Annotated in this window: 14 protein-coding genes; 8 read left to right on the top strand and 6 right to left on the bottom strand. The window is 35.0% G+C overall.

The annotated features are described in order from the left end of the window. Positions 1-31 precede the first annotated feature (31 nt). The 4 genes from OPR39_RS01245 to OPR39_RS01230 all read left to right on the top strand — a co-directional run bounded on the left by OPR39_RS01245 (position 32) and on the right by OPR39_RS01230 (position 5,488). The gene (locus tag OPR39_RS01245; protein ID WP_015589273.1) at positions 32-544 is read left to right on the top strand and encodes a hypothetical protein; all 513 of its coding nucleotides are present in this window, start codon (positions 32-34) and stop codon (positions 542-544) included. A 623-nt stretch (positions 545-1,167) separates the two neighbouring features. Beyond that, complete coding sequence (uvrA, locus tag OPR39_RS01240) at positions 1,168-3,963, top strand: excinuclease ABC subunit UvrA (RefSeq protein WP_265038874.1); 2,796 nt, start codon at positions 1,168-1,170, stop codon at positions 3,961-3,963. Positions 3,964-4,017: 54 nt separating this feature from the next. Further along, entirely contained in the window at positions 4,018-4,662 is a 645-nt protein-coding gene (locus tag OPR39_RS01235) for a hypothetical protein (RefSeq protein WP_141457257.1), read from the top strand. A 115-nt stretch (positions 4,663-4,777) separates the two neighbouring features. Next, positions 4,778-5,488, top strand: coding sequence for a ComF family protein (locus OPR39_RS01230; protein WP_015589276.1), 711 nt, complete (start codon positions 4,778-4,780; stop codon positions 5,486-5,488). Here OPR39_RS01230 and OPR39_RS01225 read toward each other — a convergent pair. The 5 genes from OPR39_RS01225 to OPR39_RS01205 form a co-directional block, all read right to left on the bottom strand. Then, positions 5,459-6,904 (bottom strand): Mur ligase family protein, encoded by a 1,446-nt coding sequence (locus OPR39_RS01225; protein ID WP_015589277.1) that lies wholly within the window; start codon positions 6,902-6,904, stop codon positions 5,459-5,461. The two genes, OPR39_RS01230 and OPR39_RS01225, sit on opposite strands and share 30 nt — an antisense overlap. Then, positions 6,879-8,120 (bottom strand): cystathionine beta-lyase, encoded by a 1,242-nt coding sequence (metC, locus tag OPR39_RS01220; protein ID WP_012673299.1) that lies wholly within the window; start codon positions 8,118-8,120, stop codon positions 6,879-6,881. Before metC ends, OPR39_RS01225 begins: the two co-directional genes overlap by 26 nt. A 7-nt stretch (positions 8,121-8,127) precedes the next feature. Next, a complete protein-coding gene (locus tag OPR39_RS01215) occupies positions 8,128-8,412 on the bottom strand; it encodes a BolA family protein (protein WP_007549117.1) in 285 nt (94 codons plus the stop codon). Positions 8,413-8,482: 70 nt separating this feature from the next. Next, the gene (dnaK, locus tag OPR39_RS01210) at positions 8,483-10,405 is read right to left on the bottom strand and encodes a molecular chaperone DnaK (RefSeq protein WP_265038873.1); all 1,923 of its coding nucleotides are present in this window, start codon (positions 10,403-10,405) and stop codon (positions 8,483-8,485) included. 86 nt (positions 10,406-10,491) lie between these two features. Next, positions 10,492-12,264, bottom strand: coding sequence for an Rne/Rng family ribonuclease (locus OPR39_RS01205; RefSeq protein WP_007549119.1), 1,773 nt, complete (start codon positions 12,262-12,264; stop codon positions 10,492-10,494). Between the two features lie 149 nt (positions 12,265-12,413). On the opposite strand from OPR39_RS01205, the gene rpmG reads away from it, so the two are divergent. Together rpmG and OPR39_RS01195 are read left to right on the top strand one after the other, a co-directional pair. Continuing rightward, positions 12,414-12,614, top strand: coding sequence for a 50S ribosomal protein L33 (gene rpmG, locus OPR39_RS01200; protein WP_015589280.1), 201 nt, complete (start codon positions 12,414-12,416; stop codon positions 12,612-12,614). 25 nt (positions 12,615-12,639) lie between these two features. Continuing rightward, positions 12,640-12,915, top strand: coding sequence for a helix-turn-helix domain-containing protein (locus OPR39_RS01195; RefSeq protein WP_010082632.1), 276 nt, complete (start codon positions 12,640-12,642; stop codon positions 12,913-12,915). Positions 12,916-12,971: 56 nt separating this feature from the next. Here the strand turns inward: OPR39_RS01195 and OPR39_RS01190 are convergent, their stop codons facing one another. Next, positions 12,972-13,853, bottom strand: coding sequence for a zinc ABC transporter substrate-binding protein (locus OPR39_RS01190; RefSeq protein WP_012673303.1), 882 nt, complete (start codon positions 13,851-13,853; stop codon positions 12,972-12,974). On the opposite strand from OPR39_RS01190, the gene OPR39_RS01185 reads away from it, so the two are divergent. Further along, the gene (locus tag OPR39_RS01185; RefSeq protein ID WP_015589282.1) at positions 13,845-14,585 is read left to right on the top strand and encodes a metal ABC transporter ATP-binding protein; all 741 of its coding nucleotides are present in this window, start codon (positions 13,845-13,847) and stop codon (positions 14,583-14,585) included. The two genes, OPR39_RS01190 and OPR39_RS01185, sit on opposite strands and share 9 nt — an antisense overlap. Further along, positions 14,582-16,012: a 2-polyprenylphenol 6-hydroxylase gene (ubiB, locus tag OPR39_RS01180; protein ID WP_265038872.1), complete on the top strand. Its 1,431-nt coding sequence runs from the start codon at positions 14,582-14,584 to the stop codon at positions 16,010-16,012. Before OPR39_RS01185 ends, ubiB begins: the two co-directional genes overlap by 4 nt. Positions 16,013-16,295 lie beyond the last annotated feature (283 nt).

Below are 16,295 nucleotides of genomic sequence, written 5' to 3'. Positions count from 1 at the left end.
AATGTATGTTATTAATTTTGGGTAGGTAATTATGTCTATTTTATCGATACTCCTGTTTATCAGTCTTTCTTTACTCAACACTTCAAATAAATTGATGATATGTGCTGCCTTATTTGTGGGAGCTGCTTTAGTTGTAAATTCAATGGTTGAATTTTATGGCAGAAGCAAAGCTACGTACAACTTAATAGTGTGTATAGCGCTATGTTGTGTTTTTAAATGGCAAAGTTTTAATTTGATGATATTGATTTCATATACTGCAATTTTAGTATCTCTTCTCTCAAGCATAATTATTTTTGAAAAATTGAAGTCCAAGTTGAATTTTCATATGGCAAATTTCATTACTTTAATTATAGCATCAGTGGTTGATAGTGCCGTTGTATGTGTTGGATTACTATACAAATTTTCTGCAGGTAAATGCTTATCAATATACATTAGAGATTTAATTTTTAAGTTTTCTTATGTGTCAGTATTGAGCATCTGCTTGTTTGTAGGAATGTATTTATTTTGCTTGGCGAACAAGAAGTATTTTAAGATTTCCACATAACCTGTTTTCTGATATAGCTAAACTGACTTTGGGTCCTGGGGGTGTATTTGGTGGTCCTAATACGTAACAACAGTTTAGAATTTATAGGTAGCCTAAACCCACAACTGTACAAACACTATGATTTGAGCCTATCAGGGGGGTGTCATTCCAGTGCCCAGACACTGGAATCCAGAAAAAAGAATGGTGTCATCCCAGTGCTTGACACATAGCTGTACGAACATTCATTTTTGAAGGTAAATTGCACAGCAAATGGTGTCATTCCAGTCTGGAATCCAGAAATTTTGCTTATAACTGAGCTGATGAGCTAAAGGTAGTTGTCTTACGCTAAAACAAACGTTTTTAATTAAGTTGCATAGAACCAGTGTCTGGGCACTGGCCCACTGGTGGGAATTGCTCCTAAACTACAACGTTCGTACAGCTATGTGCTTGACACTGGGATGACATCATAGGGGCACTGGCCTACTTAACCGTCATACCGTCGCGGTATCTCAGCCGCTAACAAGTAGCGGAATGACGATTTATCAAACGCTGCTTAATTCTCCGTAACAGTTGAAAAAATCAATATATCACTATAAATTCACGTATTTTGAGGCTATAATGGTTAATACGCTATATGGTATAATATGGACGATTTTATCAGAGTTAAGGGCGCAAGGGAACATAATCTGCAAGGTGTAGACGTCAATATACCGAAAAATAAGCTAGTTGTTATAACTGGGCTAAGTGGTTCTGGCAAGTCTAGCCTTGCATTTGATACGATTTATGCAGAAGGCCAACGCCGGTACGTTGAAAGCCTGTCAGCTTACGCGCGTCAATTTCTCAACATTCAGGATAAACCAGATGTTGAGTCGATTACAGGTCTCTCTCCTGCAATATCTATCAACCAGAAATCGATCTCAAAAAATCCAAGGTCAACAGTTGGAACTGTTACCGAAATTTACGATTACTTGCGCTTAGTATATGCACGAATAGGAGTTCCTTATTCACCTGCAACTGGATTACCAATAACAAAACAAACGGTGTCTCAAATTGTAGATACTATAATTGCGTTACCTTTAGAAACTAAGATATATATACTTGCCCCTGTTGTGCGTGGTAGAAAGGGAGAACATCTTAAAGAGATATTGGAAATTAAAAGACAAGGTTACGTAAGGTTCAAAATAGATGGTGAAGTGTACAATGTAGATGACTTGCCTAAACTCGATAAGAACAAGAAACACGACATTTTTGTGGTTGCAGATAGAATATCAATATTGGGCGATATAGGAAATCGACTGCCAAGTAGTATAGAATCCGCACTAAAACTTGGTAATGGTCTAATGTATGTAGAAATAGTAAACCTACCTGACAACCATCATTCCGAGTATAAAAATGGTCAAATTCTGACTTTTTCAGAGAATTTTGCATGCCCCGAGTCTGGTTTCACTCTTGAGGAAATAGAACCAAGATTATTTTCTTTTAACAGCCCTTACGGTGCATGTGGTTCGTGTAATGGGCTTGGTAAAAAGCTGGCTATTGATGTGAAGCTGATAGTGCCAGATGAAACTCTTTCAATATCTGAAGGCGCTTTAAAGCCAGTGGGATCAATGTTCCGTCAAGTGCACACAGGTTATGGATTTTTAAAAAGTGCAATTCTATCACTGGCTGAAAATTGTAAATTTAGCCTTGATGTTCCGTGGAAGAACATAGATCAAGAAGTAAAAGATATGATACTCTTTGGCTTCGGTAAATTTCAAGGTTTGGTCAGTATCTTAGAAAACCAGATGGATTATGATGAAACGCTTGTTGAGCGATATTGCTCTGTTACTCACTGCAGAGAATGCACTGGCTATAGATTGAGAAAAGAAGCGCTTACAGTAAAAATTGATAGCAAACATATAGGTGAAATATCAGGGCTTAGTATCGATGAATCCCTTAAGTGGTTTGAAAATTTGCCAGACAAGCTCACAGAACAACAGAAGCAAATCTCAAATAAAATACTAAGTGAAATAATCAAGAGGCTAACATTTTTAAAGAATGTAGGGTTGAATTACCTAACGCTTGATCGAGAATCTAGCACTCTCTCTGGCGGCGAGAGTCAGAGGATCAGACTTGCTTCGCAAATTGGCTCAGGATTAACGGGGGTTTTATATGTTCTTGATGAACCCTCGATTGGCCTTCATCAATGTGATAATGATCGGTTAATTGCCACACTAAAAAACTTAAGAGACATGGGTAACACTGTAATCGTTGTTGAGCATGATGAAGATACAATAATGGCTGCTGATTATGCGATTGATATTGGTCCTGGAGCTGGCGTAAATGGTGGAAAAGTTGTTGCAGAAGGAACACCAGACCAGGTGCAAAGAAATTCGGGGAGCATAACAGGGCAATATTTGAGTGGAGAGAAAAAAATTTTAATTCCAAGGAGAAGAAAGCAAGCAACTCAGTTCATAAAAGTAATAAATGCATGTGAAAATAACTTAAAAAATGTGAACGTTAAATTTCCTATAGGGAATCTTATTTGTGTTACTGGAATATCAGGAGGGGGAAAATCAAGTTTAGTCATAGAAACGTTATATAAATATTCAGCACATAAGATACATCATTCGTCTGCAAGGTATGGTCAGTGTGATAGAATAGAAGGCCTTGAATATATAGATAAAGTTATAGAAGTTGATCAGTCGCCAATTGGTAGAACTCCTGCGTCAAATTCAGCAACATATGTTGGTATGTTCACTCATATAAGAAATTGGTTTGCAGGTCTTTCGGAGTCAAAAGCAAGGGGATATAATATAGGCCGGTTTTCATTTAATACCAGAGGGGGAAGGTGTGAGGCTTGTAAAGGTGATGGGCACTTAAAGATAGAGATGCATTTTCTACCGGACGTTTATGTGAAGTGTGAGCAATGTAAAGGGCGAAGGTATAATCGGGAAACATTGGAAGTTACTTATAAAGAAAAATCAATCTCTGATGTGCTTGATATGACGATAGATCAAGCTTGTGTTTTTTTTGAAAACCTTCCAATGGTAAAAGAAAAGTTGGTTTCTTTGCAGGAAGTGGGACTTGGCTATATAAAACTCGGACAGTCGTCAACAACGTTGTCTGGGGGGGAAGCACAACGAATAAAGCTATCTAAAGAGCTATCAAAACGATTTACCGGAAGAACATTGTATATTCTTGATGAACCAACAACTGGATTACACTTTGAAGATATAAATAACTTACTAAAAATACTCCATAGATTAGTCGATCTGGGAAACACTGTTATAGTTATCGAGCACAATTTGCACGTTATAAAAACTGCAGATTATATAATAGACATCGGACCAGAGGGCGGAATAAAAGGCGGAGAAGTGATTGCTACTGGAACTCCAGAAGAAGTGGTAAAAATTCCAGAAAGTGTTACAGGCAGGTATCTTAAAACATATTTATTATAAACTATTTCTTAATCATTATTGACTATGTTGCATATTTATGATTTGGAGAGGGTAATGTCAGTATATCGATACTTTAAAAGGTACGTTGAATATGGAGTTGTACCTGCTAAGAGAGCAGAAGATTGCACACTAGTTCCAGAAAGTAGTTTCTATAAGTCCGTACATTACGTTGATAATGTGCTAGGACCTGTGAAAGATGTAATTTGTGGAGTTGAGAGTAAAGATGATTATAACAAGTATTATAAAAACAATGATAATTGTGAATACGTGGGTTACAGAGCAGAGAAAGTGTATTCATTGTGTGCACTGAGTGCTATTTTAGCAGCCAACATAATATTGCAACCTTTATTTTTGATAGTGGCATGTTTGTCATACTTTCCAGTCAAGTTATTGTCAAAAATAACAGGGGACTATTGTTTTAAAACGGATACAAAATCATTCGTTAATTATTCAAACATATTTTTAGAAATGGGGCAAGATTGTGCTAATGCAGTAGCTAGAGTATTTAACAAGATTGTAAGTTATGCTTGCGCTGCTATCATTTGGGCTGCCGCGTCAATCATAACGCCACTTGTGTGGGCTTGTGACAAAGTGCAAAGTAAGTTGAGTGAAGTACAGAAGCCAGAAAAACATCAATTTTTATCTAAGGATAATTCAAAGACTACTTCAGTCAATGGTATACCACAAACTGAGTTATAAGTTCTGCTTTTCAGCAGCATGAACTATATTGAAATGGAATAAAAAGTGAAAGAGTGTAAGCTTAAGTTACTTTAGCTATACTATATAAATTATTTTATAATATATTTAATGAGTTGTGAACCTTCTCTTACTAAAAAAAGCTACAAATCTCATATTTCCAAGCGTATGCGTAAGTTGCGAATGTATCATTGATGAAAATCTTAATCTGTGTAGTGAATGCAACAAAAAAATCAATTTTCTAACTAAGCATTACTGCAATGTTTGTGGCGTAGTAATCTCAGACAATATTTATACGTGTGGTAAGTGCATCATCAATCCTCCACCGTTTAAAGTATTAAGATCAGTTTTTGCTTATGATCAACATAGTAAAAACATGATTATAAATTTCAAATTTTTTGATAATTTGAATTACGTAAAAATCTATGCAAAGTGGATACACCAAGCTAATCAGGATACGTTTCAGAACGCAGAGGTCGTAATTCCTATACCGTTACATAAAATGCGTTTGTTTAAACGTAAATATAATCAAGCAGCACTGCTTGCAAAAGAGTTGACTAAGTTATCCAATTTATCCTATACGCCATTTGCAATAAAACGTCCTCGCCATACTATCCCTCAGGCTGGTCTTTCACTTAAGCAGCGTGAAAAAAATTTAAAGAAGGCTTTTAGCATAAGCAACAAGAAAATTATCGAAAATAAAATCGTGATATTAGTTGACGACGTAGTAACAACTGGAGCAACTGTAAGGTCCTGCTCTCAAGAAATTTTAAATTCTGGTGCAAGAGAAGTGAGAGTGCTATCGCTTGCAAGAACGGTAGCATGTTAAAACGTGATTTTTAATAACCTCAACATCACTGAATTCAAAAGTTTGGCCGCTCACGATTTGGTATCCTTCATGCCCCTTTCCTGCAACTAGCAGAATCATACCCTCATTATAGGCAATATCTACTCCTTTCTCTATAGCTTCTCTTCTATCTTCTATCTCTAGCGCATCAGGGCAATGTAGTAAAATACCACGACGAATTTCTGCAGGATTCTCATCACGCGGATTGTCATCCGTGATTATCACTTTGTCTGCATATATTTGTGCTACTTTACCCATTTCTGCGCGTTTTGTTTGATCACGATTGCCACCGCATCCAAAAACTAGAACTATTTTTTTATTGAAGTGCCATTTTAAAGACAATAGGGCTTGTTTAAGCGCACTTGGAGTATGAGCGTAATCCACGAATGCAAAAGGTTTCACTTTCTCCATTCTTCCTGACGGGAAAATGAGTTTATCCACACATATTTCTCTGTAATTTAATCCAGATATACCAATTGCACATAGCAGATTATATGCTTGAAATTTTCCTAAAACTGGGAAAAATGTATTGTAAATTTGGTTATCAACTTTTACTGTAAGGTATTGACCACTTGGAGTTGGTATTTGCTCTAATAAAGTAATATCAGAGCCTTTTTTTCCATAAGTCACAACTTTATTACTGCGTTTTTCAGCTATTTTAAGCAATGCGCCGTATTCATCTATATCCGCATTTAAAATCGCTGTTTTTCCTTCTGGTAATACTTCGTAAAATAACCTTTTTTTAGTTTCTAAATATCCACCAAGACTTTTATGGTAATCTAAATGATCTTGCGAGAAATTAGTAAAAGCTGCAGCACTCAACTTTAATCCATGGATTCTGTATTGATCAATCCCATGACTTGATGATTCCAACACTAAGTGTTCTACACTTATACCACGCAATGTTGCGTAAAGGTCTTCTGCACCTGGAGTGGTAAGGCTGTTGCTATTACCTTTTCTGCCATTATTGATGCATGTTCCAAGTGTTCCAATAGACGCAGCATTATAGCCAGAGTTTTGCCAGATCTGGCGGCAAAATTCTACTACTGAAGTCTTGCCATTTGTGCCTGTTACAGCAGCAACATATTTTGGCTGTTTGAATTGATAAAACCTGCTGACTATTTCGCTGTATATTTCTTGAGGGTTTGGGTGGAAGATACAGATTCCAGCATCACGCGTTGGAATGATACCAAGGCTTGAAGCTTCTGTTATGCAATCACTTGCAATTATCGCTTTAGCTCCACAAGATAATATCTGATCTATGTAAATCCTATCCCTTTCTGACACACAAACAAAAAGATAACCTTCCTTGATTTTCTTGGGATTACATGTGACGCCTTTGATTTCAATATCAAAGTTAACATCAATAATGTTATGCAGTAATTCTCTCAGTTTCATGTCCTACTTCATCGTTTTGAAAGTCTAAACATGGTAACCTTTTTAGTGCGTCATTAAGGTCAAAGATTAAATCTTCAGGATCTTCCAGTCCACAAAATATCCGTATAAAACTTCCACCATAATCTGAATTCATTACAGATCTTGACATAGATCTACGATCTATTGGTAATATCAAACTGTCGCACCCTCCCCAAGAAGCACCGATACCAAAAATTTTCATGTGATCAACCATGCAGCTTAGTTCTTCACATGAATATTCTCTACCCAATACTATACTGAATACGCCGCTTGCTCCTTTAAAGTAACTTTTCCATAATTCGTGTTGAGGATGGGAGGGAAGTGCTGGATATAAAACCTTTCTAACTTTTTGCTGTGCTTCTAGCCACTTTGCCACTTCCATTGCTGTATTTTGGTACTTTTTCATACGTGTGTGCAGTGTTCTTAGTCCCCTATGTGCAAGATAACAGTCGTGCGATTGAATGGTTACTCCATAATTTTTATAGCTCTCATAAAGCAATTTAAAAATTTCACCTTCAGCAATCATAGTCCCCATCAATAAATCTGAGTGACCGGCTAGATACTTTGTTACCGCATATAGTGCAACATCAATTCCATAATCAAGCGGCTTAAATAACAAAGGAGTGGCCCATGAATTGTCGCAAACGGTTACGATTCCACGTTCTTTAGCAACTTTTACTATATGCTCTATATTCGAAATCTCAAACGTTACAGAACCAGGAGTCTCGATCATTATCAATGAAGTATTACTCTGAATTAAATCAGTTATATCCTGTGTTGGATCATAAAAAGTTACTTCTATTCCCCTGTTTGGTAACTCATTTTCGGCAAATCTCTTGAGTCGGTAATAACTGTTATCCTGAATTAAAACATGAGAACCTGCTTTAGTGAAAGTCAAAATAGCAAAAGTAAGTGCAAATAGTCCGGAAGGAAAAATAAGCGCTTGTCCACTCCCTTCAATTTCAGCCAGTGCATTTGAAAAATAATGAACAGTGGGAGTACCAACATTACTATAGCTGTAATCTCTTGCAACATCATCGTTGATTACATCGTATATACTTTCTCCATTTGCTGCATTTAAGTAGTCCTTGTAAGTAGGGAATAATATGGTAGAAGAATGATAAACTGGCGGGTTCATAGAACCTTTATAGTCCTTAAATTTTCTTCCTGCTTTAACTAATAAAGACTCTTCCTTCACATTTTTATTATTTATTTTTTAAATTGTACTCGTTTTGCGTATACAAGTGAAGAGAAATTGCATGTATTAGCTCTATCTCACTCTTTAATAATTCATAGATCAATTTATGCCTTTTGAGAGTGTTCATTCCGATAAAGCTGTCAGATATCAATATTAGCTTGATATGTGAAGGTAGTGTTGAAGATGAAGCAAAATAATGATCAGCATGCTTTGCTGATTCATCGATAATGTTGATATCAATTACATCTATCGAATCGTGTATCTTTTCTTCTATCGTTTTAATAATATCCATAATGGTTTCTTTAAGCAACAATATGCTCCTCTTGTCATCCCAGTATCAGCTACTTGGATGACAATCGCAATTACTTATTCTCTTCTTTATTATCTATGTCTTGATAATCAGAATCTACTACTTTTTCCTCTTTATCATTTGGATTTCCTTCTGATGAAAAGCCATTTTCAGCACTATTTTGTTGAGATGCTTGATACATAGCTTCTCCAAGTTTCATAGATAATTGAGAAAGATTAGTGACTTTCTGCTGTATTGAATCAGCGTCATCAATGTTATCAGATTTACTAACTTCTTTTAATTCGTTAACTGCATTTTCAATAGCAGATCTATCTTCTGGTGAAACTTTATCACCATACTCTGTCAGAGACTTTTCTGTAGAATGGACTAAGCTATCCGCTTGATTCTTCACTTCAATAAACTTTTTGCGCTTTTCATCTTCTTGCGCTTTTTCTTCAGCTTCTTTTACCATGCGATTTATTTCATCATCAGATAAACCGCCTGAAGATTGAATGCGTATTTTTTGCTCTTTTCCAGTAGCTTTATCTTTTGCAGAAACGTGTGCTATTCCATTTGCATCTATATCAAATGTCACTTCAATTTGTGGCCTTCCGCGCGGAGCAGGAGGTATCCCTTCCAAACTAAACTGACCGAGTAGCTTATTATCAACTGCCAGTTTTCTTTCACCCTGATGCACCTTAATTGTAACAGCTGTTTGGTTATCTTCTGCAGTTGAAAACACCTGAGATTTTTTAGTAGGAATTGTAGCATTACGCTCAATAAGTGGAGTGAATACTCCTCCTAGAGTTTCAATACCAAGAGAAAGTGGGGTCACATCAAGTAGTAACACATCTCTTACATCACCTTGAATGATCCCCGCCTGTATTGCAGCTCCAATTGCTACAACTTCATCAGGGTTAACTCCTCTATGTGGATCTTTGCCAAAGAATTCTTTAACTTTCTCTATGACTTTTGGCATACGAGTCATGCCACCAACAAGAACCACTTCGCCAATTTGACTAGCAGATAAACCAGCATCCTCAAGAGCTTTTTTACAAGGAGCCATAGTTCTTTCGATTAAATCATTCACTAAGCTTTCAAGTTTTGCTCTCGTTAATTTCATATTTAAGTGTTTTGGACCACTTGCATCAGCTGTAATAAACGGTAGATTTATTTCCGTTTCCATTGCACTTGATAATTCAATTTTCGCTTTTTCAGCAGCTTCTTTGATTCTTTGCATAGCCATTGGATCATTTTTCAAATCAATGCCATTACTTTTCTTGAATTCATCTAGTAAATAACTCACTACTCCATTATCAAAGTCTTCACCTCCAAGATGGGTATCACCGTTTGTTGCTTTCACTTCGAAAACTCCATCACCTATTTCAAGTATTGAAACGTCAAATGTACCACCACCAAGGTCATATACTACTATTGTGTGCCCATGTTTCTTATCAAGACCATAAGCAAGTGCTGCAGCAGTCGGTTCATTTACTATTCTGAGTACATTTAATCCAGCAATTTTTCCTGCATCTTTTGTTGCTTGACGTTGAGAGTCGTTGAAGTATGCTGGCACTGTTATCACAGCATCTTTTACTTCCTCTCCAAGATAAGCTTCTGCTGCCTCTTTCATGTTTTGTAGTATAAATGCACCAATTTGACTAGGAGAATATTCTTTATTATCAGTTGTTTTAACCCATGCATCACCACTTTTTGCTGCAAATACTTTGTATGGTACACTTAGATTTTTCATCTCAGGATCACTATATTGACGGCCTATTAATCTCTTAGTAGCAAAAAAGGTATTACTTGAATTGGTGGTTGCTTGCCTTTTTGCTGGAGCACCAATCAACCTTTCTCCTGAAGAAGTCAATGCAACTATAGATGGAGTAGTTCTTGCCCCTTCTTTATTTTCTATTACCTTTGTATCCTTGCCCTGCATTATTGCAACACAAGAATTTGTTGTTCCGAGATCTATGCCTATTGCTCTTCCCATAATGAGTACCCCATTGTAAATATTATCTGATATAAGAATATATAAGTATAGGGCTCATTAATTACAAGCCCAATTTAGGTTTCTAATTAGTTATTAGAACTTAAAAGGCGCGAAAGCCACTTAGTCAGCCAAAAATTGCCTCGTAGTTTATTTGAATTATCAGCTTCTTCATTGCTGCTATCCCCAATTTGGTATCCAGAGTTCTGTAATGGCTTATAACCGTTTAAATTAACATCATCTCCTTGTTTTAAAACAAATGTATTTACATCTAAACTGTTATCAATACTAACGTTCAATGTAATATTAAACTCTTTTTCGATTGTAGAAACTGTATTGCGTTTGTTATTAAAAATGTGCGCTATAACTGCACTGTGTGCTACTAAATCAAAAGACTTATTTCGATTCTTGTTAGCAATATGTTGTAAATCCCTTAGTATTGATGAAACAATTACTTCGTTTGATTTTACTCTTCCAGTACCTTTGCAGTGTAAACACTCTGTAGTATTAATTTCTTGTATGTTTGGTTTAATTCTTTGTCTTGAAAATACCATTAAACCAAAGTCATTTATGTAGCTAAATTGAACTTTAGCTTTATCATCTTTAAACGCTTGCTTTATAGCAGACTCAACAGCTCTGCAATACTGATATTTCAACATATCAATAAAATCGACTACTATTAATCCTGATAGGCCCCTAAGATTCACCTGTCTTGATATTTCAGGTACTGCTTCCATGTTGGTTCTATAAGCTGTTTCTTCTATGCTATCTTCTCCTGTCATCTTTCCTGAATTTACGTCTATTGAAACAAACGCCTCAGTTAAAGTTATTATCAAAGACCCACCAGATGGCAATTCTACTCTATTGCTATATAACTCAGAAATTTGATCTTCGATTCCGTAGTAAGTAAAGATCGGAGCATAACCTCTATACAATCTATAGCGCAACTTACTACCTTTTAGTGCATTGTTAGCATATTGCCTAACTGCCTCAAAAGCTTCCTTTCCAGACACTATAACTTCTATACCATCGCTACAAAAATCACGAACAGATCTCATAATTACATCTGCTTCATTGTAAATTAATGATGGAACGTTTACAGAGAAGGCATTTTTTTGAATGCTCTGCCATAATGAGGATAAGTAATTGTAATCCTGCTCAATTTCTTTCTTATTTTTTCCTGAACCAACAGTTCTTACTATTAAACCTGACCTTTTTGGCAAGTTTATTGAACTCAGTATCTCCTTTAACTGCTTTCTGACATTAGCATCTTCAATTCTGCGAGACACTCCACCTTTACTCATGGAATTTGGCATGAAAACACAGTATCTACCCACTAAAGTTATGTATGTTGTAAATGAAGCTCCTTTATTGCCTCGTTCCTCTTTAGTTAGCTGAACCAATACTTTTTGATTTACTGAAATAACATCTTGTAATTTGTATTTTTTATATAAAGGTACCTCTCTTACAAAACCACTACCTGACTCGTTGACATTCTTACTAGCTGCAGAATCTGAAGAGACATTTGCTATGGTATCGTTCCCTTTTTCTGTATAATCGTCATTTGAGTAGCTCTCAAAGATAGTTTCCTTTTCTTTTTCTGGAATATTGAAGTAATCTAGAGATATCTCGGAAAAAGACAAAAAACCTTGCTTATTTTTTCCATATTCGATAAATACGGCTTGCAAAGAAGGCTCTATACGCTTTATATAAGCAACGTATATATTACCTCTTAATTGTTTTTTTTCCTTGAATTCTTGTTCAAATTCTACAACCTTATTATTAACTGACAAGGCAACTCTTACCTCATTAGAACAGGTGGAATTTTCTATCAATAATAACCTTTTACCACTATTTACCACTTATTTACCGTTTGCTTTTCATTCTGAAGTTAACTTCATGCTACTTAATGCACTGTTGATTGTCAAGAATTTTACGATCTGCATTATTCGGTTGACTTTTAGTGTTTTGCGTAATAAACTCGCATAGAATTTATTATATCATTATAAGTATGGCGAAAAAAAATGCTTCTTTGCTCGTTAAGTTAGTTAGCACTGCAATCAAGACAACAAAAACTGGTGAAGAAAAATCAACAGGTTATTTTTATGTAAAAAAGCGTAATCCAAAAAAGCTTACCAAAAAACTGGAGTTTAGGAAGTATGACCCAGTAGTCAGAAGGCATGTGTTATTTAAAGAAGAAAAACTAAAGTAATTTTTTTATAAGGGATTTTATTATTATGCAAAATTTACAATTAAGTTATCCTATAATAGTAGAGTTGGGGGATGTGAAAGATACAAAACTGAAATTAATAAAGGTCATTGCACAATTAATAAGTAAGAAGTACACAACACAGAAAAAAGCAGCAAACGCTCTAAAGATTGATCAACCTAAAGTATCTCAAATCAATAGGTCAAAAATCGAAGGGTTCTCCTTAGAATACTTGCTTAACTTATTGATTGTATTGGGCCAAGACATAAACGTAAGAATAAAGCATAATTCTAAACCTGCATAATATGTAAAGGACAAATAAATGCAGAACAATAAAACAGTAAGCTAAAAGGGAACTTATTACTCAACAAAACAAGACTTAAAATTTTGTGCAATGTTATTGATTATAGCTAGATATGCATCTTTTCCAGGCTCTATGTCTGATCCAATAGGATCAAGAACTACCATTTTTGCGTCATTAGAAAGAGCATTAGGCTTTATGCTGTCTTCCTGTGAATGAGCAAATATACATTTAACGTTTTCTTCCTTCATTATCTTTTTTAGCTTCATTAAACTCCTCATACCTATGTAAGAATCCTCTTCTATGGAAAGAATGGCACTTGGGTGATTTAAACCAAAATATTTTTCAAAATATTGATAAGCATCGTGAGTGACGATATATTTTTGATTTTTAAAATCATTCAGTTCTTTCATAATTTCTTTTACTTCTTGGTCTATTTTTTTTATAGCTTTTGTTGCATTAGAGTTGTATCGATGGGAATTTTCTTTATCTATGTTAGACAATGTTGCACTTACAGAAAGTATCATGCTCTTTGCATTTTCGGGACTCAGCCAAATGTGTAAATCTTTTTCATCTTTAATGTGAGTAATTTTTCTAGAAAATGAATGTGGCCGAGTAGGAAGTAGGTTGATTGCCTTTGACAATTGCACTAGTTCTTTATTATTTTTGGCGAAAGTTTGAACAAACGTCTCTAAGTTATCGTCAACATAAAATATAACGTCACTTGATTCTAAATTACTCGCATCAGATGGCTTTAATATATAATTATGCGCAGATGTTGCATAGCCAAGCAATTCCGGTTCTAAAATCCCTTCTGTAATAGAAGCTACAAGTGAGTGGATAGGTTTGATTGTAGCTACAACTTTTAAATTGGATGAAAAGGCGATATTATAGTATAGTGTAAATGAAAGTAATAGAAAAAAAGTCAGTAAATGTCTCATATAAACGTTGAGAAGAAGTTAAATTTTGTCAATAAATTGAATAATGTCAATAATCGTGTTCTAAAAATAGAAAATCTTGCTCTCACATATGATGGTAAAAGAATCCTTGACAATATCAATATGTTCATGGAAAGAGGAGACATAATTACAATACTTGGTCCAAATGGTGGAGGTAAAACCTCTTTAGTGAAAGCAATTGCTGGCATAAATAAAAGCTGTACCGGTAATATCGTATTTGCTGACAACATAAAAATTGGCTATATGCCGCAAAATTTTAGTATTAGTAATTTGATGCCAATAACAGTTGAATATTTCCTTTTAAATAGCTCCTTGAAAAGACTAAAGAAAAATCAATCCATTATTACAGAAACGATAGAGTTGGTTAGTATCGGTAACATTTTGAAGAATCAAGTGTTAGAAATTTCTGCAGGGCAAACACAATTATTGCTACTTGCACGTTGTTTAATTGCAGAGCCTGACTTGATCATTCTAGATGAACCAGTTAGTGCAATGGATATTAACGCGCGGGCTAAATTTTATGATATTATAAATAAAATAGCAAAAAAACGATTGGTATCGATTCTTATGACTTCTCATGATCTTAACTCTGCTCTACCATCCTCAGATTACATAATTTGTATAAATAATACTATCTATTGCCAAGGCAAGCCTGATGAGATTATGAAAAATAGAACCCTAAATGAAATATTTAGCAGTTACGCAGCGAAATGATTCAAAATATTTTGCGTCTTCTGCACATAACTACGGTGCTGACGCGTTACAATATATTACCTTATTTACTTCCACCATCAAAAAAATCAATAAATAAAATACAAGGCCACAAGCTAAAGTGTGCTCTTGAAAAATTAGGTCCGGTGTTCATTAAGTTTGGGCAGTCTATCTCATCACGTACTGATGTTTTAAATGAAGATATAACAAATAACTTGTTATTGATATGTGATAGATTGCCATCATTTTCACATAAAATAGCAGTTAAAACTATAGAAAGTGAGTTTAATTGTAAATTGAGCGACATTTTTTCAAGCTTTTCTGAAAAGCCAATTGCAGCAGCATCGATTTCTCAGGTGCATAGAGCGGTTACAACTGAGGGTAAGGAAGTTGCTGTGAAGGTTTTAAGGCCAAATATTGAGAAAACATTCTCAAGAGATATAAAAATGCTTTCTTGGCTTGCAGAAATTGCAGAAAAATTTAGCGAACAATCAAAAAGGCTGAGGCCAATTGAATTAGTTAAAACTTTTGCTGAAATTTGCCGATTAGAGTTAGATCTACGTTTTGAAGCTGCTCACTCTTCGGAACTAAAGGAAAACACAAAAAATGACAGAGGTTTTTATGTACCTGAAATAGATTGGAATAGAACTGCAAAAAAGGTTTTAACATTAGAATGGATAGAAGCAACGCCAATATACGAAGTTGAAAAACTGAATAATCATAAGCAAATAGCTATCAATCTTATAGAATCGTTTTGTAATCAGGTATACAGGGATTGTTTTTTTCATGCTGATATGCATCCTGGAAATCTAATGATTGATAGTAATAACAATATTATTGCTCTGGATTGTGGAATCATGGGTAGAATAGATCGTGAGACATGCTATTACGTTATAGAGATACTCAAAGGCTTTTTAAATCGGGATTATGATCACGTTGCAAAAATGCACTTTAAAGCTGGTTACGTTTCATCACAGCATAGAAATTTTGTCACAGCTTGCAGGGCAATAGGTGAACCCATTATTGGGCAGCCTATACAGAAGATTTCATTTGCTAGTTTACTTGCTCAGCTATTAAAAATAACTGGTGATTTTGATATGAAAGTTCAAACACAATTGTTATTGCTGCAGAAAACTATGATTTTACTGGAAGGGACATGTAGAAAGATCTACCCAGAAATCAATATGTGGAAAGTAGTTGAAGCGTGGATAAGCAGTCAACATGAAAGTAAAATAGGGTATAGGGAAAAAATTAGAAGTTCTTATCCTGTAAAAACAATCCAAGGGATATTTAGCCTTATAGAAAAATTGAACCTAATAGCTGATAAAAAATTAGAAAACATCCAAATTAAAAATAAATCAAATGGAAAAGTCTATTTTTTATTGTGGTTTGTAATTATAATTCTAATCGTTAAACTTTTAATTTCTTAAACTATGGGAAAAAACTGCGTCAAATCCAATTTTTATTCAACTTAATTTTTAATCTGCAGGAGCCGAGTTGAGAATGTCCAATTTTCCACTTTCTTTATGTATCTGTTCAGCAGAGTGGCAAAATAAGGTAGACGAGAAAAGACAACTATAGGAACAAATGGGTGTCATGCCAGTGCGTGACACTGGCCTCCTGTTTCAATGTTAAACAAAATACCATAGAATTCAAAAAGACAATTCCTAGAAAATTTCTACATCCAAAAAAGGCATAAGTTATGTTAATGCT

It is taken from the genome of Wolbachia endosymbiont (group A) of Yponomeuta plumbellus, assembly GCF_947251575.1.
Lineage (GTDB): Bacteria > Pseudomonadota > Alphaproteobacteria > Rickettsiales > Anaplasmataceae > Wolbachia > Wolbachia pipientis.
This window is presented reverse-complemented; position numbering and strand designations above follow the sequence as displayed.

Excerpts from the sequence above, each read along its gene's own strand:
- OPR39_RS01245 (WP_015589273.1), top strand. The coding sequence starts at position 32 with ATGTCTATTTTATCGATACTCCTGTTTATCAGTCTTTCTTTACTCAAC.
- uvrA (WP_265038874.1), top strand. The coding sequence starts at position 1,168 with ATGGACGATTTTATCAGAGTTAAGGGCGCAAGGGAACATAATCTGCAA.
- OPR39_RS01235 (WP_141457257.1), top strand. The coding sequence starts at position 4,018 with ATGTCAGTATATCGATACTTTAAAAGGTACGTTGAATATGGAGTTGTA.
- OPR39_RS01225 (WP_015589277.1), bottom strand. The coding sequence starts at position 6,904 with ATGAAACTGAGAGAATTACTGCATAACATTATTGATGTTAACTTTGAT.
- OPR39_RS01215 (WP_007549117.1), bottom strand. The coding sequence starts at position 8,412 with ATGGATATTATTAAAACGATAGAAGAAAAGATACACGATTCGATAGAT.
- dnaK (WP_265038873.1), bottom strand. The coding sequence starts at position 10,405 with ATGGGAAGAGCAATAGGCATAGATCTCGGAACAACAAATTCTTGTGTT.
- rpmG (WP_015589280.1), top strand. The coding sequence starts at position 12,414 with ATGGCGAAAAAAAATGCTTCTTTGCTCGTTAAGTTAGTTAGCACTGCA.
- OPR39_RS01195 (WP_010082632.1), top strand. The coding sequence starts at position 12,640 with ATGCAAAATTTACAATTAAGTTATCCTATAATAGTAGAGTTGGGGGAT.
- OPR39_RS01185 (WP_015589282.1), top strand. The coding sequence starts at position 13,845 with ATGTCTCATATAAACGTTGAGAAGAAGTTAAATTTTGTCAATAAATTG.
- OPR39_RS01190 (WP_012673303.1), bottom strand. The coding sequence starts at position 13,853 with ATGAGACATTTACTGACTTTTTTTCTATTACTTTCATTTACACTATAC.
- ubiB (WP_265038872.1), top strand. The coding sequence starts at position 14,582 with ATGATTCAAAATATTTTGCGTCTTCTGCACATAACTACGGTGCTGACG.